Annotated in this window: 21 protein-coding genes; 10 read left to right on the forward strand and 11 right to left on the reverse strand. The window is 54.4% G+C overall.

The features are described 5' to 3' along the window. Positions 1 to 36: 36 nt before the first annotated feature. Positions 37 to 1,059: a LacI family DNA-binding transcriptional regulator gene (locus QMZ65_RS15745; RefSeq protein ID WP_283216309.1), complete on the reverse strand. Its 1,023-nt coding sequence runs from the start codon at positions 1,057 to 1,059 to the stop codon at positions 37 to 39. A gap of 238 nt (positions 1,060 to 1,297) precedes the next feature. Here QMZ65_RS15745 and iolG point away from each other — a divergent pair, with 238 nt between their 5' ends. After that, positions 1,298 to 2,296, forward strand: coding sequence for an inositol 2-dehydrogenase (gene iolG / locus QMZ65_RS15750; protein ID WP_182057933.1), 999 nt, complete (start codon positions 1,298 to 1,300; stop codon positions 2,294 to 2,296). Positions 2,297 to 2,495: 199 nt separating this feature from the next. On the opposite strand, the gene QMZ65_RS15755 is transcribed toward iolG, so the two are convergent. Further along, entirely contained in the window at positions 2,496 to 3,221 is a 726-nt protein-coding gene (locus QMZ65_RS15755; protein ID WP_211728665.1) for a pirin family protein, read from the reverse strand. A 123-nt stretch (positions 3,222 to 3,344) separates the two neighbouring features. On the opposite strand from QMZ65_RS15755, the gene QMZ65_RS15760 reads away from it, so the two are divergent. Beyond that, the gene (locus QMZ65_RS15760) at positions 3,345 to 4,223 is read left to right on the forward strand and encodes a LysR family transcriptional regulator (RefSeq protein ID WP_283216310.1); all 879 of its coding nucleotides are present in this window, start codon (positions 3,345 to 3,347) and stop codon (positions 4,221 to 4,223) included. Positions 4,224 to 4,261: 38 nt separating this feature from the next. On the opposite strand, the gene QMZ65_RS15765 is transcribed toward QMZ65_RS15760, so the two are convergent. From QMZ65_RS15765 to QMZ65_RS15785, 5 genes are all read right to left on the reverse strand, one after another. Continuing rightward, entirely contained in the window at positions 4,262 to 5,494 is a 1,233-nt protein-coding gene (locus QMZ65_RS15765; RefSeq protein WP_160834111.1) for an MFS transporter, read from the reverse strand. A 228-nt stretch (positions 5,495 to 5,722) separates the two neighbouring features. Next, positions 5,723 to 6,655 carry an ROK family protein gene (locus QMZ65_RS15770; RefSeq protein ID WP_097118785.1) on the reverse strand — a complete coding sequence of 311 codons (933 nt, stop codon included), beginning with the start codon at positions 6,653 to 6,655 and terminating at the stop codon, positions 5,723 to 5,725. Then, a complete protein-coding gene (locus QMZ65_RS15775; RefSeq protein ID WP_283216311.1) occupies positions 6,652 to 7,518 on the reverse strand; it encodes an ABC transporter permease in 867 nt (288 codons plus the stop codon). The genes QMZ65_RS15770 and QMZ65_RS15775 overlap by 4 nt, the downstream gene beginning before the upstream one ends. After that, the gene (locus tag QMZ65_RS15780; protein WP_283216312.1) at positions 7,518 to 8,438 is read right to left on the reverse strand and encodes an ABC transporter permease; all 921 of its coding nucleotides are present in this window, start codon (positions 8,436 to 8,438) and stop codon (positions 7,518 to 7,520) included. Before QMZ65_RS15780 ends, QMZ65_RS15775 begins: the two co-directional genes overlap by 1 nt. A gap of 3 nt (positions 8,439 to 8,441) precedes the next feature. Next, complete coding sequence (locus QMZ65_RS15785) at positions 8,442 to 9,977, reverse strand: ABC transporter substrate-binding protein (protein WP_160834113.1); 1,536 nt, start codon at positions 9,975 to 9,977, stop codon at positions 8,442 to 8,444. A gap of 201 nt (positions 9,978 to 10,178) precedes the next feature. Here QMZ65_RS15785 and QMZ65_RS15790 point away from each other — a divergent pair, with 201 nt between their 5' ends. From QMZ65_RS15790 to QMZ65_RS15800, 3 genes are read left to right on the forward strand one after another with little or no spacing between them, the layout of a single operon-like run. After that, positions 10,179 to 11,312, forward strand: coding sequence for an ROK family transcriptional regulator (locus tag QMZ65_RS15790; protein ID WP_283216313.1), 1,134 nt, complete (start codon positions 10,179 to 10,181; stop codon positions 11,310 to 11,312). A 10-nt stretch (positions 11,313 to 11,322) separates the two neighbouring features. After that, positions 11,323 to 12,765, forward strand: coding sequence for a M81 family metallopeptidase (locus QMZ65_RS15795; RefSeq protein ID WP_283216314.1), 1,443 nt, complete (start codon positions 11,323 to 11,325; stop codon positions 12,763 to 12,765). After that, entirely contained in the window at positions 12,762 to 14,552 is a 1,791-nt protein-coding gene (locus QMZ65_RS15800) for an ABC transporter ATP-binding protein (RefSeq protein ID WP_283216315.1), read from the forward strand. Before QMZ65_RS15795 ends, QMZ65_RS15800 begins: the two co-directional genes overlap by 4 nt. Positions 14,553 to 14,598: 46 nt before the next feature. Here the strand turns inward: QMZ65_RS15800 and QMZ65_RS15805 are convergent, their stop codons facing one another. From QMZ65_RS15805 to QMZ65_RS15815, 3 genes are all read right to left on the reverse strand, one after another. Next, positions 14,599 to 15,174, reverse strand: a complete 576-nt coding sequence (locus tag QMZ65_RS15805; protein ID WP_160834115.1) for a PIN domain-containing protein — start codon at positions 15,172 to 15,174, stop codon at positions 14,599 to 14,601. Beyond that, positions 15,174 to 15,635 carry a helix-turn-helix domain-containing protein gene (locus tag QMZ65_RS15810; RefSeq protein ID WP_097118777.1) on the reverse strand — a complete coding sequence of 154 codons (462 nt, stop codon included), beginning with the start codon at positions 15,633 to 15,635 and terminating at the stop codon, positions 15,174 to 15,176. Before QMZ65_RS15810 ends, QMZ65_RS15805 begins: the two co-directional genes overlap by 1 nt. Positions 15,636 to 15,742: 107 nt before the next feature. After that, entirely contained in the window at positions 15,743 to 16,201 is a 459-nt protein-coding gene (locus QMZ65_RS15815) for an acyltransferase (RefSeq protein ID WP_097118776.1), read from the reverse strand. 363 nt (positions 16,202 to 16,564) lie between these two features. Here QMZ65_RS15815 and QMZ65_RS15820 point away from each other — a divergent pair, with 363 nt between their 5' ends. Then, positions 16,565 to 16,813 carry a hypothetical protein gene (locus QMZ65_RS15820; protein ID WP_160834116.1) on the forward strand — a complete coding sequence of 83 codons (249 nt, stop codon included), beginning with the start codon at positions 16,565 to 16,567 and terminating at the stop codon, positions 16,811 to 16,813. Between the two features lie 392 nt (positions 16,814 to 17,205). Further along, a complete protein-coding gene (locus tag QMZ65_RS15825; protein WP_283216316.1) occupies positions 17,206 to 17,907 on the forward strand; it encodes a GNAT family N-acetyltransferase in 702 nt (233 codons plus the stop codon). Positions 17,908 to 18,034: 127 nt separating this feature from the next. Here QMZ65_RS15825 and QMZ65_RS15830 read toward each other — a convergent pair whose 3' ends face one another. Continuing rightward, the gene (locus tag QMZ65_RS15830) at positions 18,035 to 19,204 is read right to left on the reverse strand and encodes an ROK family transcriptional regulator (RefSeq protein ID WP_283216317.1); all 1,170 of its coding nucleotides are present in this window, start codon (positions 19,202 to 19,204) and stop codon (positions 18,035 to 18,037) included. A gap of 261 nt (positions 19,205 to 19,465) precedes the next feature. On the opposite strand from QMZ65_RS15830, the gene QMZ65_RS15835 reads away from it, so the two are divergent. From QMZ65_RS15835 to QMZ65_RS15845, 3 genes are read left to right on the forward strand one after another with little or no spacing between them, the layout of a single operon-like run. Further along, complete coding sequence (locus tag QMZ65_RS15835) at positions 19,466 to 20,713, forward strand: extracellular solute-binding protein (RefSeq protein ID WP_097118772.1); 1,248 nt, start codon at positions 19,466 to 19,468, stop codon at positions 20,711 to 20,713. A gap of 9 nt (positions 20,714 to 20,722) precedes the next feature. Continuing rightward, positions 20,723 to 21,631, forward strand: a complete 909-nt coding sequence (locus QMZ65_RS15840) for a carbohydrate ABC transporter permease (protein WP_097118771.1) — start codon at positions 20,723 to 20,725, stop codon at positions 21,629 to 21,631. Further along, a complete protein-coding gene (locus QMZ65_RS15845; protein WP_097118770.1) occupies positions 21,621 to 22,460 on the forward strand; it encodes a carbohydrate ABC transporter permease in 840 nt (279 codons plus the stop codon). Before QMZ65_RS15840 ends, QMZ65_RS15845 begins: the two co-directional genes overlap by 11 nt. Positions 22,461 to 22,466 lie beyond the last annotated feature (6 nt).

Genomic DNA, 22,466 nt, shown 5'->3' on the forward strand with positions numbered 1-22,466 from the left:
TGTTTCAAGGGTACTGGAAATCTAGCTGATTGAAGTTCAAGAAAAATAAGAATAGCGGTGATAAATTAGCAGCGGCGTTTTCACATCCTCCGGCAAGCGCTCACTCAGCGGCTTTTCAAATATCGCCAGGCACTGCTCGATCTCGCGCCGCATGTCATGCCCCAGCACCATATCCATGGTCCCTTTCTCCAGCAGCAAGCGACTCGATTCACTCAACTCATGCCCGGCGAAGATCACCTGATCCTGTACACCAAATGCCTCTAACGCTTTAGCTACGCCTTCGTTGCCGCCCGCCGTGTTGTAAATTCCGGCCAGCGGTTTGCCCTCTTCCAGCCACTTTTTCACGCTGTGCCAGGCGGTTGCGGCTTCGTCGTTAATGTTGACGCGGTCGCGAATCGTCAGCCACGGGAAAGCCTCTCGCAGCACGCGACGAAAGCCGATCTCGCGCTCCTCCTGGGTGCGATAGGTCGAACTGCAAATCAGCAGAATATTGCCTGGTTGCTGCGGCGGCAGCATGCGGCCCATAAACCAACCGGCAGTCGCGCCTGAAGCGGTCTGATCGATACCCACATAAGCAGTACGCCGCGAATTGGGCAGATCGCTGGTGAGGCAAATCACCTGCACACCATCATCAATGGCGGCTTTAACCGCACGGTTGATCTTCACGTCATCGCGACACACCAGAATAATGCCGCTGGCTTCAGTAGCGCGGCGTTCAATCAGCTTGCTAAAGCGGTCAGCGTGGAATTGCGCACTCGGCAACGTATCCAGTGTGATGTGAAGTTGCGGACGCTCGCGCATTACCGCGCGTGCATGAAACTCAAGCTGCGCGACAAAGCTGGTGCCGGATTCACACACAATCGCGATACGCTTTGCCGCTCCGCGAGGGTCTTCTGTGCCACTCAGTCCTAACCGCACCATGGCATTTTCAACTTTCTTGCGCGTCACCTCGCGCACGCCTTGCCGGCCATTGAGCACACGGTCAACGGTGGCAGGACTCACGCCCGCTTCCTGCGCGATGGCTTTAATGGATGGCGATTTCCAGTTTTGCAGCGTCATGATATTTCCTGATGTCCTTCACCTCATGGATGAAACAGTAGCTTGATAAGTCACTGATAATCAAATTGTTATAACTCCATGAATCCAGCGAACAAACATATATTTGAGGTCATTAACCTCAAATTTTCATGTGATCGGCCTCATCCTTTTAGCATCCGTTTCAGGCTTTGCTTTGACTTAAAACTTCACCAATACGCTTAATAGCGCCATCACCTGTCGCCCTCATAGGAATTAAAAAATGCTCAATGTTGCTCTCTTAGGTGCTGGCCGTATTGGACAGATCCACGCTGGGAATATCGCCGCGCATCCGCAATGTCGTCTGGCGTATGTGATGGATGTCTACGCCCCTGCTGCTAATGTGCTGGCAGAGAAATACGGTGCCAAAGTGGCAGATCTCGACACCATTCTGGCAGACAGTTCGGTTGATCTGGTGGCGATTTGCAGCGCCACTAACACCCATGCAGATTTGATTGAAGCCGCCGCGCGCGCCAAAAAAGCCATCTTCTGTGAGAAGCCGGTGGATTTAAGTTTGCAGCGCGTGCAGAGCTGTTTAGCCACGGTGCGTGAAGCAGGCGTGCCATTGATGGTTGGCTTTAACCGTCGCTTTGACCCGAGCATGGCGCATTTGCAGGCGTGTCTGCGTGATGGCGAGATTGGTGAAACCGAGCTGGTGACCATTAGCTCGCGTGATCCAGGCGCACCGCCTGCCGAGTACGTTAAAGTCTCTGGCGGCCTGTTCCGTGATATGACGATTCATGATTTCGACATGGCGCGCTGGTTGTTAAATGAAGAGCCGGTATCGGTATATGCCAGCGCGGCGGCGCTGGTTGATCCCGAAATTAAAGCGCTGGGCGATGTCGATACCGCCGTTGTCACCCTCACTTGCGCCAGCGGCAAGATGGCGGTGATCACCAACAGCCGTCGTGCCAGCTACGGCTACGATCAGCGTATTGAAGTACACGGCAGCGAAGGGATGTTGCAGGTAACGAATCAGCTGGAATCACAGCTGGTGAAATCCGTGGCAAATGGCGTGGTGGCACAGAAGCCGCAGCACTTCTTCCTGCAGCGTTATGCCGATGCTTACCGCAATGAACTGGCGACCCTCATTGAGGCGCTGGCAAAAGGCGAAGGCCAGTACCCCGGCGGGAATGATGGGTTGCAGGCGTTGTTGCTGGCGGATGCAGCGCTCGAGTCATTGAAAACCGGCAAACCGGTCGCACCGCAGTCGCTGTTGTAAGGCGGTGCTGATAAGGGGCGAACCCTGGTACGTCCCTTCTTCAACTCGCCATCAAGATGGAAGCTTGATTGAAAGCTCACTGAAGCTTAAGCAAACCGGTCAGCGCGACATAGGCAGCATTGTGTTGCTCATTCATGCCGACGTTAAGCAAGCAAAACGCATAGGCTTCAGGGCGTCCGTTAAGACGCCCTGGCTTGTTTTAACGCTGTGGATGATTCACTTCCAGCGGACGCAGGTCGAATAGCAGCACCTCTGCGTTATCACCATGGGCGAAGTGCAATGCGCTCTCATTACGCACTCGCGCACCGTCACCTTCTTTGAATTTCACACCGTTAACTTCGATGCTGCCGCGCGCCACATGAATATAGGCGTAACGATCGGCATCCAGTGCGAAGGTCTGCTGCTCAGCACCATCAAAGAAACCGGCATAGATGCGGATATCCTGACGTACGCTCAGGCTGCCCTCTTGCCCTTCCGGCGAAATAATCAAACGCAGTTGCCCGCGTTTCTCGCTCTCTGGCACGGAGATCTGCTGATAGCCCGGCTGGGTGTTGCGCTCGCCCGGTACAATCCAGATTTGCAGGAAGTGCACGTTGTCGCTTTTCGAGTGGTTGAACTCGCTGTGCGTCACACCGCTACCCGCGCTCATCAACTGCACATCACCGGGGACGATCACCGAACCGGTGCCCATTGAATCTTTATGCTCCAGCGCGCCGTCCAGCACATAGGAGATGATCTCCATATTGTTGTGTGGATGCGCACCAAAGCCACGACCCGGTGCGACACGGTCGTCATTGATTACCAGCAGATCGGAGAAGCCGGTCTGTTTAGGATCCCAGTAATTCGCGAAGGAAAAAGTGTGATGTGAATTCAGCCAACCGTGGTCACCCACTCCGCGTTGTTCTGACAGACGTTGTTCAATCATGGTTTGCTCCTCAAATGTGCGGTGGAAAGACGCTTGCCCTTCCGAATGAGGACAAGTATACGTAAACTAATTTGCCCAACAATGCGCTAAACTGACAATGACTGTCACCGAAAAGTGGACAATATGCAGATAGAAGATCTTCGTATTTATGTCGCAGTAATTAAAGCCGGTAACTTCACCGCCGCCGCCGAACAGTTGATGCTGTCGAAGCAATACGTCAGCCGCCGTATTGCCGCGCTGGAGGAATCACTCGGTGCGCGTCTGCTGAATCGCAACACGCGTAAACTGTCGGTGACGGATAACGGCCAACTCTTTGCCCAACATGCGCAACGTATTCTCGATGATGTGCAGGAAGCCCAGCAGGCGGTATCTGGCCGGCAACAGGTGTTGCAAGGCAGCTTTCGTCTTAGTGTTCCGATGTCGTTTGGCATCAGCCATTTGTCACTGTATATCGCCGAGTTCCTCAGTCAGCACCCCGGATTGCAGTTCCAGGTGGAGTTGGCGGACCGCTACGTCGATATGGTCGGTGAAGGCTTTGATATGGCGATCCGTATTGGCACCCTGCCCGACTCAAGCTTGATCGCCAAACATCTGGGCGTATTTCGCCGCGTGATCTGCGGCAGTCCGTCATACATTCAGGGCGCGGGCGCACCACGTGAACCGGAGGATCTGCTCCATCACGCTTGCCTGCGTTACGGCCGTGAGAGTCAGACCGGCTGGGAACTGTTTAACGGTGAACAACGCAAGGTGATGGCGGTGCAAGGCCCGATGGTGAGCAATAACGGTGAGATGTTACGTGATGCGGCGGTGGCCGGATTGGGGCTGATTCTGCTGCCGGAGTTTATCGTGGCACCGGCCTTAGCCAGCGGTGATTTGATGATCGTGCTGGATGAGTGGCAGCCTTCCTCACTTAACCTGAACGCGCTCTATCCACAGCATCGTCAGCGCAGCGAAGTGAATCGAGTATTTATGGCGTTTTTGCAGGAAAAGTTGGCAGGATAATGAAACGGGCGACCTGATGGCCGCCCGATAAGAATCAACTAGGCGCTTTCATGCGCAAACGTAATCGACTTTCTCCGTGCATCGCGCACCGCGATACCATGAATCAACAAGCCCAACACCGCCAGAATCGCACCGACCCAACCCGTAGACTGCCAGCCAAGGCCCGCAGAAATGGTCACGCCACCCAGCCATGCGCCGAGCGCATTCGCCAGGTTAAATGCCGAGTGATTTAGCGCCGCCGCCATGGTCTGCGCATCGCCCGCCACATCCATTAATCGGATTTGCAGCACGCTCGCCAGCGCCACCATGGTACCGACCAGCATCACGTTGAGTGAACCGGCAAACGCATAGTGCGCGGTGAACACAAAGGCACTCAGCACCAGCACCGACCAGATCAGCACCATGCGAATGGTTTTCTCCAGTCCACGATCCGCCAGACGACCACCCACCACGTTGCCGATAATCATGCCGAGTCCAAACAGCGCCAGCACCACCGGAATCCAACTCACTGGCATTTGTGCCAGTTCGGTCAGCGTAGGTTTCACGTAGCTGAACACCGAGAACAAGCCGCCGCTGCCGATCGCACCAATCGCCAGCGTCAGCAACACCTGCTTGCGCGTCAGCGCCGAGAGTTCACGCAACGGACTGGCGGTTTTGTCACCCGCCACGTTCGGCACCCACATGCCCACCAGCACCATGGTCAACAGCGCTAATACGCCAACAATGGCGAACGCTTCACGCCAGCCAAACACCTGTCCAATCGCGGTAACCGCAGGCACGCCAAGCAGGTTGGCGATCGTCAGGCCAAATAGCACCATCGAAACGGCCTGAGCACGTTTTCTGCGCTCCACCAATCCAGCAGCGACCAATGCGGCGACACCAAAGAACGTGCCGTGCGGGAAACCGGCGAGGAAACGCGCCAGCAGCATTGAGTAGTAACCCGGTGCTACCGAGCTAAAGAGGTTACCCGCGGCAAACAGGCCCATCAGCGTCATCAGGAAGTTACGACGTGAAGCGCGAGCACCGAGCACAGCCAACAGCGGTGCGCCGATCACCACGCCCAGCGCGTAGATACTGATCAGGTGGCCCGCCGTAGGGATAGAAACATTGAGGCCGGTGGCGGCATCGGGCAGCAGGCCCATGATGACGAATTCGCCGGTACCAATGGCAAAGCCACCGGTGCCGAGCGCAAACAGCGCTTTGAGCACACTGGCGCGTGGCAGCGATGCCTGCTCCGGCAGCTGATTAAGTTGAGGTTGTGCAGATGACATGGTTTTCCAGTAACGCAGGTGAAGAATCCAATCACAATCGTGGCGGCATTGAAGGCCACCATCGTTGAGACTGAAAGGATTTAGCGGAACATGATAACTGATTTAAATGAAAATTCGATGGCAGAGAATTATGTGGCTGCTAATTAATCGTTGATTAGCCGCCTTGCGCCCAACACGGCGCAAAGCAAGGGTATGTTGACCGGCACCGCTGCAGTGTGTGCATTTTCGTTAAGCAACCTGCCGCGCCAGCAGCGCCGCGCCGATCATTCCGCCGTTATGGGCAAACGCGCCGGGCACCACCAAAGGATGCTGAGTGCTGCGCAACACATAACGCTGCACTTCCTCATTCAATGCTTCCATCAACGCTGTCACCGAAGCCAATCCTCCGCCCACCGCCACCAACGATGCACCGGTGATATTGATAGTGTAAGCCAGCGGCTGACTCACCAGTTGTAACCACACCTGAACGGTGCGATTAGCTTGCACTTCCTGCTGTTGCCAGCCGGCGATAATGTCGATGCTGCTCGCATTAACGTCATGCAAAGTGCGATGGAGATTCTCCAGCCCGCGCGCGCCGCCGTAGCTATCGAGACAGCCTTTTTGACCGCAGGGACAAGGCTGGCGCGGCAAGCGTATTGTCTCGCCTTCAATGTCCACTTCGGTCAGCGTAATCGGACCATGGCCCCATTCACCCGTCAGGCCATTCTGTCCGGTGATGATTCGCCCATCTGCCACCAAACCGCCGCCGACGCCGGAACCGAGAATGGCGCCAAACACCACTTTGTGCCCTTTGCCCACACCTGCCTGCGCTTCCGCGAAAGTGAAGCAGTCGGCATCGTTATGCACGATCACTTTACGTTGCAGTAACTCTCCCAGCGCCTGGCTGAGGTTGCGTTGATGAAAGGCTGGGATGTTACTGGCAAACATCTCACCGCTATCCGGTGCCACGATGCCCGCAGTGGAGATCGCCAGCGGTGAATCCGTGCTGAAATGCTGATGTTGTTGGATCATGCGGCTCACCAGCGCGGTAAAATCCGGCCAGCTGTCTGCCGGGATTTTTTGCTGATCGAGGATCGTCAGCTGCTGCTGCGCATCCATTACACCCAACTTCACGAACGAACCGCCCAGATCGAGGCAGATCACTGCCGGTGTTGTACTCATAAACGTTTATCCATCACATCACGCAGGCCGTCGCCCAGCACATTAAAGCCAAGCACAGTAATCAAAATCGCCAGTCCGGGGAACAGCGACACGTAAATATTCAGCCCAAGGAAGTTGCGTCCATCACTCATCATGGTGCCCCACTCCGGCATCGGCGGTTGCACGCCTAACCCCAGAAACGACAAGCTGGCCGCCGACAGCACCACTGCGCCCGCCGTCAGCGTCGATTGCACAATCAGCGGTCCGATTGAGTTGCGCAGAATGTAATGGGTGATGATGCGCGGATAGCGCACGCCCAACATATGTGCGGCTTCGATGTACTCAATGTTTTTCAGGCCGAGCGTCAGGTTACGACTGAGGCGCGCATAGACCGGAATCGAGAATAGCGATATGGCAATCAGCATATTGGCCAGTCCCTCGCCCAGCACGCTAACAATCAAAATCGCCAGTACGATGCCAGGAAAGGCGAAAATAATATCCATCACCCACATAATCAGCGCATCGATTTTGCGTCCTGCCAGACCGGAGATGATGCCAAGCGGAATGCCAATCACCATCGAAATCGCCACGCTCAGACAAACCTCGAACAGCGTGATGCGCGCGCCATAAATCACGCGGGCGAAGATGTCGCGGCCATAGTCGTCCGTGCCAAACCAGTGCGCAGCAGAGGGAGCCTGCAAGGTGTTCAGCAGATCCTGTTCGATCGGATCCCAATGGGTTAACAGCGGTGCTAACACCGCGGCCAGCACCACCAGCAGCACCAATCCGCCGCCAATCGCTATCGACGGATTGTTTTGTAGCATGCGCAGGAACTGGCGACGGCGCGATCGTGTCGGCAGCAAAGAGGTATCGAGGCTGTTCATCAGTCGAACCTTATTTTTGGATTGAGCAGGCCAATCAATATTTCACCCACCAGGTTCATCAGCACCACGCCGGTGACCGCCACCAGCGTCACGCCCTGAATCACCGGGTAGTCGCGGTACTTCACCGAATCCACCAGCAGGCGGCCAATGCCTGGCCAGTTAAACACCGACTCCGTCACCACGGCGCCACCAATCAGGCTACCGAAGTTAAGTGCGACGATGGTGGCAATCGGGATCAAGGCGTTGCGCAGCGCATGTTTCCAGTGAATATTCGCCGACGATAAGCCTTTGGCTTTGGCGGTACGAATATAGTCCTGACTCAGCACATCCAGCATGCTGGAGCGTGTCATGCGGGCAATCATCGCCATGGGTAAAATCGCCAGCGTGACGGTCGGCATCACGTAGTTCTTCCAGGAGTCCGCGCCCAACAGCGGCAACCAGCCGAGTTCCACCGCAAAGTAGTTCATCGCCAGCAGCGCGAGCCAGAAGTTGGCTATCGATGCGCCCGCAATGGTCAGCACCATCACGATTTGATCGGGAATACGCTGGCGATAGATCGCCCCGGTCATGCCCGCAGGCACGCCGATAGCAATCGCCAGCAGATAGGCCAGCGCCGCCAGCGACAAGGTGTAGGGCAAACGCTCGCTGATTTCGGTGATTACCGGGCGCTGTGACTGCAACGATTCCCCCAGATTGCCGTGCAGTGCTTCAGTAGCAAATTTGATGTACTGCAGCGGCAGCGGCTGATCCAAACCCAGCCGGATGCGCATGTTATCCACCGCTTCCTGCGGCGCTTCCGGGCCCGCCATCAGGCGTGCCGGATCCCCCGGCAACGCGCGGATGGCGATAAATACGATGATCGACACACCGAAAATAATCAGCGGCAGCGAGAGCACCTTTTTCGCGACATACGCTTTCATCTATCAGTTCTTCACTGCATCGCGAACCACAATCTGTCCGCCAGGCTGCATGGTGACGCCGCTGATGTTTTTGCGCGAGGCGTAGAGATCATCCTGATAGAACAGCAGCACCTGCGGAGCCAGCCCGCTGATCTGTTTCTGTGCCTGGAAATAGAGATCTTTGCGTTTCGCATCGTCAAGCGTGGAGGCGGCGGTATCGATCAGGTCATCAGTTTGCTTATCACTAAAGAAGCCGAGGTTCGCGCCGCCCGGTGCAAAGCTGGCGCTGTGATATAGCGGGCGCAGCTGCAAGTCGGAACCGTATAAACCGGATGACCACGACGCCAATACTGCATCAGTGCCCTGCTGGGCTTTCTCTTTGGCATCGGCGAAGGCGGCTTTGGTCCAGACGCCGCTTTCCATCTGGCGCACATTCAACTTCACGCCGATTTTAGCCCACAGCCCCTGCAACACCTGCGCGGTGCGCGCATCGGGTGCCTGAACAGCAATTGACATGCTAAAGCCATCCGGGTAACCCGCCGCTTTCAGCAAGTCTTTGGCTTTCTGCACATCGTAAGGATAATCCTTCAGATTCTTATCGTAGTTGGCATCGACCGGTGCCAGTGAAGAGTTAGCCGGCTGTGCATAACCAAACATGATGGCTTTCACCAGCGCCTGCTGATCGGTAGCAAAGTTCAGCGCCTGACGCACGCGCACGTCGCTCAACGCTTTGCTTTGCGTATTCAGATCCACCCAGAACACGGCCGCACCCGGCGACTGTTTTAAATTAACGTTGGCATTGTTTTTCAACATGCCGGCGAATTGCGGTGGCACCGGGTTAATAATATCGACCTGGCCGGATTGCAGCGCCATATTCATCACGGAAGGCTCACTGCTCCACGTCCATTTAATTTCATCAGGGCCGTTTGATTGACCCCAATAATCGCTGTTCTTTTTCTCCAGCACATATTCGCCAGATTTATATTGTTCCAGCTTATAAGGCCCGGTGCCGTCCGCTTTATTATTGATGCTGCCTGCTTTATCTGCGGTAGGGCTGACCATTAATCCTGGTCCCGATGCCAGCACGGTTAAAAAGGCGGGATTGATTTTTTTCAGCTCAAACTCAACCGTTAAATCATCGGTTTTCTTCACATCCTGAATAAAGGTGCGAACTTTACCGCTGCCCGCCAGACCGCGTTTGGTATCCAAATGGCGCTGGAAGTTTTCCACTACCGCATCGGCATTAAACGGCGTGCCATCGTGGAATTTCACATTGGGGCGAAGCTTGAATGTCCAGTGTAATCCGCTGCTATCCGCACTCCAGGAGAGCGCCAGCGCAGGGATAATCTTGCCGTCATCACCCAGACGCGTCAGGCCTTCATACATGGGATCGAGCACCGTGCCGGTAAAGGTAGCGGTCTGGTTGCCCGGATCCATGCTGCGTGGCGGTTCGTTTTGCATAATCACCAGCTGGCTGGCCATTGCCGCCGAGCTTGCCAGTGACGCCATGATACAACCGGCCAGCGTCAGTACCTTTAAATGCTTGAATGTGCTTTGCATGAAGGCCCTCAATGAATCATTGAAATGTTAGGTGAATTAACAACGCTATATAAGGCACACTCTCTGAACAAAAGCCAATACGTAAGTTCATATATTTTACTTATAGTTAGATCTGCGTTCAGAAAATTAACTAAATATCGTTGAATTTGTTTTCCAGCCTCATTATTGTCAGGTCATATCGCTAATGCAGTGAGAACCAACATGCTCAATGCCCACCAGCAGCAAATTTTGCGTCTGCTTATTGCCTCGCACGGCATGAGCCGCACTGCTATTGCGGAAAATATGAAGTTGAGCAAAGCCGCGATTAGCCCACTGGTCAAAGAGATGCTGAATGCCGGATTGCTGGAAGAGAGCCTGGCGGAATCCAGTGGTCAGGGTCGGCCATCGGTATTATTAAAAATGCGTGCTGACAGCGCCTATTTTCTCGGCGCCTCGCTACTCGGCGAGTACGTCGTTTTAGTGCTGATTGATATGCATGGACTGGTGCTGGCGAGCACGCACATGCCACTCGATCCTGATCCCCAACAGCTGACTGTGACGCTAGCAGCAGCGATTCCCGATTTGATTGCGCAGAAAGGCATTTCAGCCGATCAATTAATTGGCCTGGGCGTTACGCTCTCCGGATTTGTCGATGAAAATCAGGCAATTTGCGTGCAATCAGCGCTTCTGGGCTGGAAGAATGTCCCGCTGGCCGACATGCTCAAACAGCAAACCGGGCTGGACGTCTCGCTGGAGAACGATGCCAAAGCGCTGGCCGTCAGCGAGAAGATCTTCGGCGTGGCGAAAAAAGCGCGCAACTTCACCCTGATTTCCCATGGTGACGGCATCGGTTCCGCACACTTCTTCCAGGGTCAACTGCATCGCGGCGCACACGGCGGGGCCGGTGAAATCGCCCACTGCACCATCGAACCCGGCGGACGCCCTTGCCGATGCGGCAAACGCGGCTGCCTGGATACTCTCGCCTCGCTGACCGCGATTCGCGAGAGCATGCGCGATAAAGCACTGGAGAGCCAAACCATCGCCGAACTGGAAGCGCTGGCGGTGAAAGGCAACAGTGCCGCCATCGCCATTCTGCATCAGGCTGGTCACGCGCTGGGCCTCTCGATCGCCAACATTATTCAGATGAACGATCCCGAATTGATCGTCATCGCACATCAACCCGATGCTTTTGACGGCTTACTGAAAACCGTGGTGATGCAATCCATCGATAGCCACGTGTTGCCGTCGATTATGGGCAAAACCCCGATTTCCAGCATCGTGATCAGCGAACAGAGCTGGGCGCGCGCCGCGGCAAGCGTGGCAGCATATCGATTTATCATTCAATTACCCGACTAGCGGAGGCTGTATGCGCATTGCTTTTGGTGGCATTCATACGGAGTGCAGTACGTATAACCCGGTGCTGAACTATGCCGACGACTTCCGCATCGTGCGCGGTGACGATCTGCTGACCAACCCCTACTTTGCTTTCCTGCAGAATTACGATGCCGAATTTCTGCCGACCTTCCATGCGCGCGCCATCGCCGGTGGCCCGGTGGCGCGGGTCACTTATGATGACTTCAGGCAGGATTTTCTCACCCGTCTGCAAGCCCAGCTGCCGGTGGACGGCGTCTACCTCGCCATGCACGGCGCGGTGTATGTGGAAGGGATGGAAGATGCCGAAGGTGACTGGATTACTGCCACGCGCGAACTGGTCGGCCCGGATTGTCCGATCACCGTCAGTTACGATCTGCATGGCAACGTGACGCAGCGCATCATCGATGCCATTGATATGTTCTCAACCTATCGCACGGCGCCGCACATCGATGTGGAAGAAACCATGCGTCGATCCGTGTCGATGCTGGTGAAAAGCCTGCAAACCGGCGTGAAACCCGGTGTGATTTGGGCACCGATTCCGGTGGTGCTGCCCGGTGAGCGCACCAGTACCGAAGATGAACCGGCAAAAAGTTTGTATGCGCGTTTGCCGCGTATCAATGAAATCGACCACATTTGGGATGCGTCGCTGATGGTCGGCTATGTCTGGGCCGATGAACCGCGCGCCACTGCGGCGGCGATCATGACCGGTACCGACGCCGATGTGCTTTCCGAACAGGCAGCAAAACTGGCGCTGGCATACTGGCAGGCGCGCGACGAGTTTGTCTTCGGCTGCGTCACAGGCAGCACCGAAGAGTGCGTGAAAATGGCCATCGCCAGTGAAACTGCACCGGTGATTTTGGCCGACTCGGGCGATAACCCGACCGGTGGTGGCGTGGGCGATCGTGCCAATCTGCTGGCAGAGTTGATTCGCCAGGGCGCGCAGGATGTGATCGTCGCCGGAATCACCGATAAACCGGCCACCGATGCTGCTTTTGCGGCAGGCGTTGGGGCGAAACTCACTCTGACGATCGGTGCCACGCTCGATCCCGCAGGGGGGAAAGTTACTGCAGAATTTGAAGTCCTGCTGGTGAGTGATGATGCGCGTTCGCTGGCTAAACAGGCGCTGCTGAAAACCGGCGGCATTACGGTGGTGGTCGCCGATCGTCGTCGCCCTTATCACAATATCGCTGATTTTGAATTGCTGGGGCTTCATCCTGCGCAGGCAAAAATTGTGGTGGTGAAATCGGGTTATCTGTCACCGGAACTGGCACCACTTGCTAATCCTAACCTGATGGCGCTGTCTGAAGGCGTGGTGGATCAGTACGTCGAACGTCTGGCGCGTAAACGTAAACTGCAGCCTGCCTATCCTTTCGACACTGACTTTGAATTTCTGCCGGTCAGCACCCGTTCGGCTCGCTTTGTGGCGGCCAAATGAGTCACGAGCCGGTCTTGCAGGTAGAAAACCTCACCGTTGCGTTTCGCCATGACGATCAGTGGCGTGAGGTAGTGAAGAACGTATCGATGACCATCAACGCCAGTGAGACGCTGGCGATTGTCGGGGAGTCGGGTTCGGGCAAAAGCGTGACGTCGATGGCGATTATGCGCTTGCTGAATATGCGCCACGCGCGCGTGACCGGCAAAGTGCTGCTGAACGGCGTGGACCTGCTGAATCTGAGCGAAAAAGCGATGCGCGATATTCGTGGCAACGCCGTGGCGATGATTTTTCAGGAGCCGATGACCAGCCTCAACCCCTCTTTCACCATTGGTCACCAGATCGCTGAAGTCCTGATCAACCATCGCAACATCAGTAAGCGGGCGGCGCGGGAAGAGACGGTGAAGCTGCTGGAGAAAGTGCGCATTCCTAATGCCGCTAAACGCTTCGATGATTATCCGCATCACTTTTCCGGCGGCATGCGCCAGCGTGTGATGATTGCCATGGCGCTGGCGTTGCGGCCAAAACTGCTGATTGCCGATGAGCCGACGACCGCACTGGATGTCACTATCCAGGGGCAAATTCTCGACCTGATTAAGACATTGCAGGAAGAGGAAGGCACCGCGGTACTGTTTATCACCCACGATATGGGCGTAGTGGCAGAAGTCTCGGATCGCACGCTGGTGATGTATCAAGGTGATGTGATGGAAACCGGCACCACGGCGGACATTTTCTCGGCGCCAGCGGCGGATTATACGCGCACGCTGATCGCTACCGTGCCGCAGCTCGGCGCGATGCGTGGCATTTCGGGGCCGCAGAAGTTTGCGCTGAAAGGTGATGCGGTGGCACTGCTACCTGAGCGCCCCGCTTCGCAACAGCCGCTGCTGTCGGTGAAAAACCTCAGCACCCGGTTCAGCATCCACGAAGGGCTGTTAAGCCGCAAAACCGGTGCGGTGCATGCGGTGGAGAATATCTCTTTCGATCTGATGCCCGGCGAAACCTTGTCGCTGGTCGGTGAATCCGGCTGTGGAAAATCCACCACCGGTCGCTCCCTCACCCGGCTGGTGAAAGCCGATGCCGGCGAGATCGCTTTCGACGGTTATGACGTGCTAAATCTCTCCTCCAGCGAACTGCGCCAGTTACGTCGGGCGATGCAGATGATATTTCAGGACCCGTTCGCCAGCCTTAATCCAAGGATGTCGATTCTCGAAGCCCTGACCGAGCCTTATCTGCAACATCAGCTCGGCACTAAACAGGCTGCTCGGGAAAAGGCGGCGGAGTTGATGGAACGTGTGGGTTTGTCTTCGGCGATGATGAAACGTTATCCACATGAGTTTTCCGGCGGTCAGCGCCAGCGCATCTGTATTGCCCGTGCATTGATGCTCGACCCCAAAATGATTATTGCCGATGAATCCGTCTCTGCGCTGGATGTGACTGTCAAAGCGCAGATTATTAATCTGCTGTTGGATCTGCAGAGCAGCCTAGGGCTGTCTTATCTGTTTATTTCGCACGATATGGCGGTGGTGGAACGCATCAGCCATCGCGTGGCGGTGATGCTGTTGGGCGAGATTGTCGAGATCGGCCCGCGCGCCGCGATCTTTGAGAATCCGCAGCATGACTACACGCGCAAGTTATTGTCATCGGTGCCGGTTCCAGATCCAGCTCGACGTCATCTCAAGCGCCATATGGACGTTAGCGAGCTGAAAAGCCCGGTGCGCGCTCTGGGGTTTGTGCCGGAAACACGGCGCTATCGCGAGGTGAGCGCCGGGCATTGGGTGATGGAGAGTTAAAGCAGACGCAACAGATAAATCAATAATGCTGCCCGCATTATGCGAGCTAAATCATGAAGCTATAAGCTTCCAAAGCTCTTACCGTCATTGGCAATCCAAGCTTTAACAATGAGGTAAGATACTCCTCTGAACCGATTGCTGGATTTTTAAGGCTTGTACGCTGCTCTCGCACCGCCTTTAAAACCAGCGCTCGATTCAGATCGATTAAATCTAAAATAAATTCATCCGGATGCATCGCCTCAATCTCCAGCGCATCCAAATTCTCGCCCGGGAAATCTTTTAAATTGAACGTGACTATGACTTCTGCATTACATTTTATTGCCGCAGCAACCACATGCCTGTCATCTTCATCAGGCAGTGATAACCCAGAAATCAGCGGCTCAAAACCAGTCACAAGAGCATCAGGAAGCGCTTTGTCCATTAGCACTTCTATACGCTTAACCTTGTCCGGCGTGACTTCAGGCATATTTTTAACCAAGTTTCGTTGCCATTCATCATGGATAGTCGCGGTCCACTTAGGCATGTATAAACCACTTAGTCCAAGTCGCATAAGCAAGTCACGAAGCATGTTTGGATAAATAACACAGGCATCAAGTACAACCGGATAAGGCGAGTGAGTCATTAGTAAAGACCGAGTCCTTGGCTTAAGTCAGCCAACTCCTGCATAGCATTATTACTTTCACTTTCGCGCTGAGCTTTATAGCGCATCAGGTCTGCAAAAAGCACGCGGCGATGGCGGCCAGTTTTATGATATGGCAGCTTCCCCTCTTCCAATAGTTTCACCATATGAGGCCGTGAGACATTGAGGATATTGGCTGCTTCCTGTGTGGTTAATTCAGCATGAACCGGAACGACCTGCACCGCATTTCCAACGGCCAGTTCTCCCAACACCTTCATTAGCAACGTTAAAGCTGAGGTTGGCAACTCGATTTGGTGAGTTTCGTCGTTTGCATCCTGAATGGATATGACTTGTGTCTCCAGCTTTGTGGAGAGAAAAGTCGCCAGTTCTCTTTGTCCACGTAGAGCGGCCTCAATTTCCTTCTGAGCCGGAAGGCTGACATTGTCCAGAATTGAGTTTGTCATGAGTTTTCCAGTTTCTTAGTTCGTGAATTACAGCGCTCTAATACTAATCGAAACAAACGAAACAAACAACATCCGAAATAAACGAAACAACCAGTCTGTTCCTTGTACTATAGCAACCGCAGTAAACGCGCCGGGTTTCCGGCGTAAACGCCCTTCTGCGTAATGTCTTTCGTCACCACACTGCCCGCGCCGATGACCGCGCCATCGCAGATGCTGACCGCCAAAATACTCGCGCCACTGCCGATTGAGACGTTGTTACCCAGCGTGATGCGCGCCCAGCTTTCTCGATCGGCATTGGGTTTGCCATCCCGGAACATATCGTTGGCGAACATCACGCCGTGACCAATAAAGCAGTTTTCGCCCACGCTAACGTATTCGCAGATAAAGGTGTGCGACTGCACCTTTGTGCCTCTTCCAATCACCGTATGTGCCTGAATTTCGACAAACGGACCGATGAAGACATCGTCTTGCAGGGTGCAGCCATAAACGTTCGCAGGCTGGTAAATCGTAACGTTACTACCGATTTCAACGTTTTTGACTGCGACTTCGCGTAGATTTGGCTGCATTTTAGCTCCATTTGTTTTGTTCTGAAGATTCTCGTCCGAGATATATTTTTTAATAATGTGACTGAATCTACTTACACGTTTTAACAACATATACTCTCTGTTTTGGAAACTGTAAAGCTAACAAGTTGAAAATTAAAAATCGAGACAGATGGCATTTAAACAGTATTAACTCTCGTTACCGGATCCGTTAACAATATGATTTAAATAGAAATTATTTTAACACTTCGACCATTTAAATATTGCACATTGCTCAGCGGATAATAAACTCATCGCGAATTGTTTATCGGCTTGTCGCTAAAACTGCATAAAAGGTGTAATTTCTGTCATCTATAATCGAAGAGAATTTCTTGATTGGGAGTCTGTATGTTTAAATTTGACATGCAAATAGAGCAGAATTACGCCTCATTCTTTGATGCTGAGAGCGGCAACGCCGTCTTTGTCGATTCATTTGATAATGAAGAGTTTGATGTCCGGATGGGAACGCTAAGCTACAGCGCCCATGTTACGACCGTTCATGCACTCTCAAATGAAGAGCTCAATCGCAAACTGAGCGAGGTTGCTGCGCAGCATTATGACCATAACGGAACAACAACTCCTGAATTTGGAAGCTGATATCAATGACATCCTCGCTGAAGACTGCGCCAGAATTCATTTTACTTTCCATGCCGCATTTGAACGACTAAACGATCCGCGTAATAAACCATCCATTACATTACATGAACTGGATAACGTATTTCAGATATTTATTCAAACACACCTTTCTACGATAATTGATTATGATGAAGGTAGGCGGTTTGTTTTAAAGTGCAATACAACACATTTACATTTTCCGTGTGCAGTCACCCATGACAGACAAGTTGGCAAGTTATGGGTGGTACAAAATGTCATTACGGTAATGCGTAAAAAAGATTTTAAATCGCCCGATAATTTTCTTGTTATAAACTGAGTGTATTAAGGCAACACAGTGCCTTTGCACATAATTTTCAGCTCAGCAGGGACAGACGATGACGCAACTGAATCAATATGGTCAGCCAATGGGTTTTGCTCTGCCAGATTGGCAGCCGCTGGCCGCGCCTCCTGCTATTGCGCTTCACGGCCGCTTTTGTACGCTTGAACCGTTAGATACTGCGCACAGTCACGCTTTGTTTGCCTCCTTCTCAAGCGCACCAGACGATCGGGACTGGACCTGGCTGGGCGCGACAAAACCCGCTTCATTAAGCGAAATGGAAAGTTGGATCAGTGGGAAATGCCAGGACAGCGGGTTGGTGAGTTACGCGGTGATCGACCACCGCACTCAGCAGGCGGTCGGTGCGGTATGTTTCGCCAATATTGACGGCCAGAACGGTGCGATTGAGATTGGTCATGTCACCTGGTCGCCGCTGATGCAGCGTAACGTGCTGGGCAGTGAAGCGATCTACTTGTTACTGAAACAGGCATTTGAGCTGGGCTACCGCCGGGTCGCCTGGCGCTGTGATTCCACTAACCTCGCCTCACGTCGGGCAGCGGAACGTCTTGGCTTCACTTATGAAGGGCGTTTCCGCCAGGCAATGACACGCAAACAACGCAATCGCGATACCGACTGGCTGTCGATAATTGATGGTGAATGGCCGCAGGTGAAGCATGCGATATCGGCCTGGCTGGCGGCGGATAATATGGATGAGCACGGCCGGGAGCAGCAAAAGTTGAGCGTATTTTTCGCAGGTTAAATCCTATCAAGTCACCTGCCTCAGCGCAGGCGTCAGGCACAGTATTCTGGCAGATGGCAAGTCAGGATTTCCGTTGTTTCAACGTCATTTAAGGGCAGGAACCGGCCTTGCCAGCTCCTTCTTGTCCTCATTTCATCAACACCTGAAACTGCGGATTAAACTCGTCAAAAATCGGCAACGCCGCCGCACCCAATGCCGCGGTATCACTGCCGGTCATGCCCGTTTTCAAACGTGAGCCGGTAAGATAACGCCCGCGCACCGACTGATAGAGCGGCGGCAGGCGCTGAATGATCTTATCCAGCAGTGCGGCGGGCATCATACCGCCGATGATCACGCTCTCCGCATCGAAAATGCACTCCAGCATATTGATCCCCTGTCGCAATGGCGTCAGCACGGTATCAATCCAGTGGTCGAACACCGCGGGATCCACCTCCAGCAAATCATCCGGCAATGCCGTCATCGGATCCAGCCCACAGAATTCATAGGCCGCCTGCAGTGATACATAGCGTTCCAGACAGCCGTGATTGCCGCAATAGCATTCGCGCCCACCCGGTTCCACCACCACATGCCCAATTTCACCAGCATTGTGCGCATGGCCGCTGTAAACGTGACCATCCATGATAATACCCGCGCCCAATCCGGTGCCGATATAGAGATAAATAAACGAGTTGAGATGGCGCGCAACGCCGTGGAAACGCTCCCCAATCGCCGCTACCGTGGCATCGTTCTCCAGCGTGACCGGCACGCCGCTCATTTCGGCCAGCCTTGCTTCGATATCGACCGACTCCCAGCCGTGCAAGGTAGTGGGACCCACCGAGGAAATCCCCTCAACGCCAAACGGACCCGGCATCACTACGCCGATCCCCAGGACTTTCTGCCAGCGGTCACCGAGCTGCGTTTTGATCTCTGCCAGCACCTCCGCAATGCGCGCTAAAGTGGCATCGGGCTGGGGTTTTTGCACCAGAATAAGGCGGCGGAAATGAACTTCACCGGTGAGATCCACCAGTACGATCAGCAGGGTTTGGTGGTCGAGATGAATGCCGATGGAGAAGGCACTGGCTGGATTGAGGATTACCGGAATCGCCGGTTGCCCACGCCCCTGCTTGCGCGGTTGGCGGCTGGTAAGCAGTTCGGCGGCTTCCAGTTCAGCCACGATATTGGAGACGGTTTGCGGGGTTAAGGCGGTGAGTCGCGCCAGCTCAGCCCGCGTCAATTCACCGTGCAGGCGGATCGCTTCGATGATCACACGGCGATTGTGCGCGCGCGCATGCTCCAGATTGGTTCCTGATGTTTTCATCCTGCTTCCCTCTTCTCACGCCCGCGACTGCCAGCGCATCAATATCTATGATCGGCGACACAATTTACAACCTGTTTACCTGACAGCCGCAAAAATCTGTGCAGAGTAGTGAGCAGCGGCAAACGAGATTTATGCCCTGGCACGTCACTTGCTTTAGTTCATTGATGTCAGCTGCAGCAACCTGACAACCTGTGCGCGTTATTAAATCAATCAAATTGATTTAATTAAACACCCTCTTCTTGCATCAAGGCGGAAAATGTTATGAAAATCCGGTTTTCGACCACATTGAAAGGCTGTGCCATCGCGGTCATGTTAGCCAGCGCCGGCAGCGCGGCAGCCGCAACCACCCTCAATGCGCTGTTTATGACTCAGGCGGCTTACAGCGAAAATGATATTCGCGCCATGACGCAGGAGTTCCAGAAAGCGCATCCGGATGTGCAGGTGAATCTGGAGTTTGTGCCGTACGAAGCGCTGCACGACAAAATTGTCGCGGCGCGTGGCGCAGGCGGTAACGGTTATGACGTGGTGCTGTTTGATGCCATCTGGCCGGCGGAATTCACCAAATTTGATCTGCTGCAGGACGTCAGCAGCCGTATCGCCGCAGACGAAAAAGAGAAGATCTTCCCCGGCGCAATGAACACCGTGGTCTATAACGGCAAAACCCTTGGCATGCCGTGGATCCTGGATACCAAATATCTCTATTACAACAAAGCGATGCTGGAGAAAGCCGGCATCACCACCCCGCCGCAAACCTGGCAACAGGTGATTGATGACTCACGCATCATCAAACAAAAGAACATCGTAAAATATCCACTGGTGTGGAGCTGGTCGCAGGCGGAAGCGCTGGTGTGTGATTACACCACATTGGTATCTGGCTTTGGCGGCAAATTCTATAACAACGGCAAGCTCGATTTCTCTAGCCCGGCCTCATTGCAGGCGGTCAAGCTGATGAAGAGTTCGCTGGATGAAGGGCTGAGTAACCCAGCATCACGCGAATATCTGGAAGAGGATGTGCGCAAAGCCTTCTCCAACGGCGATGCCGCGTTCGCGCTGAACTGGACCTATATGTACAACATGGCTAACGATCCGAAGCAGAGCAAAGTGGCCGGTCAGGTGGGTATCGTTCCGGCACCAGGCGATGCGCCGGGTAAATTTGGTGCGGTGAACGGTTCGATGGGGCTCGGCATCGCCAAAGGCAGCACCCACGGTGACCAGGCGTGGCAATACATTAGCTACATGACTTCGCAACCGGTTCAAAACAAATACGCTACCCTGAGCCTGCCCATCTGGAAAAGCTCATATCAGGATCCTGCGGTACTGAAGAATCAGGAGAGCCTGATCGCGGCGGCGGACAAATCATTGAACGTGATGCTTTCACGCCCGGAAACCGCTGATTATTCCCGTCTCTCCAACACCTTGCAGCAGCAACTGCAGCAAGTGCTGGTGGGCAGCGCCACGCCAGACGCGGCCATGCAGACGGTTGATAAAAGTGCTGCGCGTTTACGTTAAGGGGTCAGCATGCTGAGTTTGCGTCAACGCGAACAACGGCAGGCATGGGTGCTGTTAGCACCCATGTTGCTGGTGATGCTGTTGCTCACCGCCTGGCCGCTGCTGCGCACCATCTGGCTGAGTTTCACCGATGCTGCCCTCATTGGCAGCGGCGAAGTGCCAGCCTGGGTGGGTGTGGAGAACTATTTGTTCGCCATCACCGATCCTGATTTTCAATCTTCACTGTGGCGCACACTCTACTTCACCGTTGTCTCGGTAGCGTTTGAAGGGGCGATTGGCGTGTTGGTGGCGCTGCTGCTGAATCAGAAATTTGCCGGACGCAACATTTTGCGCGTGCTGGTGATTCTGCCGTGGGCGCTGCCGACCATCGTCAACGCCATGATGTGGCGTCTCAACTTTAACCCCGACTACGGCAGCATTAACGCCCTGCTGACTCAGCTCGGCATTATCGATGGTTATCGCAGCTGGCTGGGGTCGCCTGATTCGGCGCTCAATGCGGTGATGTTCGCCGACGTCTGGAAGAACTATCCGCTGGTGACGCTGTTGGTATTGGCTGCGCTGCAATCCATCCCTGACGATCTGTTTGAAGCGGCTCGTCTGGATGGTGCATCTGCCTGGCGGCGCTTCCGTGCCATTACCTTCCCGGCGATTGTCGGCCCGCTGAGTGTGGCGCTGGTACTGCGCACCATCGATGCCTTCAAGATTTTCGACATCATCTATGTGATGACACGCGGCGGCCCGGTCGATAGCACTAAAACCCTGAGCTTCTACGTTTATCAGGAGTCATTCAGCTATTTGCGCGCGGGCAGCGGCGCGGCTTACGCCATGCTGATGACGCTGCTGTGCGCCGTGCTGATCACCCTCTATATGTTGTTGTTGTGGCGTCAGCGCCGTAAAGGGAGCGCGTATGAAGGCTAAATTACGCAACACAGCCAAATATGCCGCCGCGCTGCTGGTGGCAATTTCGGTACTCGCACCAATGGGCTGGCTGTTTCTGATGAGCGTCAGCGCCACCAGCGATCTCACGCGGGTTCCGCTGGAATGGTTGCCGCGCCAGTGGGACTTCAGTCGCTACGGCCGATTGATGTCACTGGAACCCGGCCAACCCGGCACACTGTTCCTGCATGCGTTGGGTAACAGCCTGTTAGTGGCAACCGGGGCGACGATTATCTGTCTGCTGCTGGCCATTCCGGCGGCGTTCAGCTTCTCCCGCTACCGTGGTCGCGATGGCTGGCTGTTTGCCTCGCTCGCTATATATATGGTGCCGCCAGTGGCGTTTGTGCTGCCACTCTACTTCCTGCTGCAACAGTTTGATCTGCTTAACACGCGCCCCGGTTTGATCATCGTTTACTGCTCGCTGATCCTGCCGTTTCTGACGTGGATGCTGAAAAACCAGTTCGATGCCTTACCGCAGGATATTGAGCAAGCGGCGCGGCTGGATGGTTTGCGTGTCTGGCAGGTACTGCTGCGTATTACCCTGCCGTTGGCAAAACCAGTGCTGGGTGCAGCGGCGCTGTTTGGCTGGCTGCTGGCGTGGGATGAGTTTTTCTATGCGCTGCTGTTCACCAGCAACATCGCAGCACAAACCTTGCCAGTGACGATTGCGGGCTTTACCGCCGGACGCGCCACCGATGATGGTTTGATCGCAGCAGTCGGGATTCTGGCCTCGGTACCACCGCTGTTTATTGCTATCTGGCTGCAGAAAACACTGGTCAGCGGCCTCGCCAGCGGCGGGAGCAAAGGATGAAGATGA

Source organism: Pantoea sp. EABMAA-21 (assembly GCF_030053335.1).
In the GTDB taxonomy this organism is placed as follows: domain Bacteria; phylum Pseudomonadota; class Gammaproteobacteria; order Enterobacterales; family Enterobacteriaceae; genus Pantoea; species Pantoea communis.

What these genes read in the sequence shown, in the direction of transcription:
- QMZ65_RS15765 (WP_160834111.1), bottom strand. Translation starts at nt 5,494, where the DNA reads ATGTCATCTGCACAACCTCAACTTAATCAGCTGCCGGAGCAGGCATCG.
- QMZ65_RS15755 (WP_211728665.1), bottom strand. Translation starts at nt 3,221, where the DNA reads ATGATTGAACAACGTCTGTCAGAACAACGCGGAGTGGGTGACCACGGT.
- QMZ65_RS15845 (WP_097118770.1), top strand. Translation starts at nt 21,621, where the DNA reads ATGAAGGCTAAATTACGCAACACAGCCAAATATGCCGCCGCGCTGCTG.
- QMZ65_RS15775 (WP_283216311.1), bottom strand. Translation starts at nt 7,518, where the DNA reads ATGAACAGCCTCGATACCTCTTTGCTGCCGACACGATCGCGCCGTCGC.
- QMZ65_RS15840 (WP_097118771.1), top strand. Translation starts at nt 20,723, where the DNA reads ATGCTGAGTTTGCGTCAACGCGAACAACGGCAGGCATGGGTGCTGTTA.
- QMZ65_RS15810 (WP_097118777.1), bottom strand. Translation starts at nt 15,635, where the DNA reads ATGACAAACTCAATTCTGGACAATGTCAGCCTTCCGGCTCAGAAGGAA.
- QMZ65_RS15780 (WP_283216312.1), bottom strand. Translation starts at nt 8,438, where the DNA reads ATGAAAGCGTATGTCGCGAAAAAGGTGCTCTCGCTGCCGCTGATTATT.
- QMZ65_RS15820 (WP_160834116.1), top strand. Translation starts at nt 16,565, where the DNA reads ATGTTTAAATTTGACATGCAAATAGAGCAGAATTACGCCTCATTCTTT.
- QMZ65_RS15770 (WP_097118785.1), bottom strand. Translation starts at nt 6,655, where the DNA reads ATGAGTACAACACCGGCAGTGATCTGCCTCGATCTGGGCGGTTCGTTC.
- QMZ65_RS15800 (WP_283216315.1), top strand. Translation starts at nt 12,762, where the DNA reads ATGAGTCACGAGCCGGTCTTGCAGGTAGAAAACCTCACCGTTGCGTTT.
- QMZ65_RS15815 (WP_097118776.1), bottom strand. Translation starts at nt 16,201, where the DNA reads ATGCAGCCAAATCTACGCGAAGTCGCAGTCAAAAACGTTGAAATCGGT.
- QMZ65_RS15790 (WP_283216313.1), top strand. Translation starts at nt 10,179, where the DNA reads ATGCTCAATGCCCACCAGCAGCAAATTTTGCGTCTGCTTATTGCCTCG.
- QMZ65_RS15805 (WP_160834115.1), bottom strand. Translation starts at nt 15,174, where the DNA reads ATGACTCACTCGCCTTATCCGGTTGTACTTGATGCCTGTGTTATTTAT.
- QMZ65_RS15825 (WP_283216316.1), top strand. Translation starts at nt 17,206, where the DNA reads ATGACGCAACTGAATCAATATGGTCAGCCAATGGGTTTTGCTCTGCCA.
- iolG (WP_182057933.1), top strand. Translation starts at nt 1,298, where the DNA reads ATGCTCAATGTTGCTCTCTTAGGTGCTGGCCGTATTGGACAGATCCAC.
- QMZ65_RS15745 (WP_283216309.1), bottom strand. Translation starts at nt 1,059, where the DNA reads ATGACGCTGCAAAACTGGAAATCGCCATCCATTAAAGCCATCGCGCAG.
- QMZ65_RS15785 (WP_160834113.1), bottom strand. Translation starts at nt 9,977, where the DNA reads ATGCAAAGCACATTCAAGCATTTAAAGGTACTGACGCTGGCCGGTTGT.
- QMZ65_RS15835 (WP_097118772.1), top strand. Translation starts at nt 19,466, where the DNA reads ATGAAAATCCGGTTTTCGACCACATTGAAAGGCTGTGCCATCGCGGTC.
- QMZ65_RS15830 (WP_283216317.1), bottom strand. Translation starts at nt 19,204, where the DNA reads ATGAAAACATCAGGAACCAATCTGGAGCATGCGCGCGCGCACAATCGC.
- QMZ65_RS15760 (WP_283216310.1), top strand. Translation starts at nt 3,345, where the DNA reads ATGCAGATAGAAGATCTTCGTATTTATGTCGCAGTAATTAAAGCCGGT.
- QMZ65_RS15795 (WP_283216314.1), top strand. Translation starts at nt 11,323, where the DNA reads ATGCGCATTGCTTTTGGTGGCATTCATACGGAGTGCAGTACGTATAAC.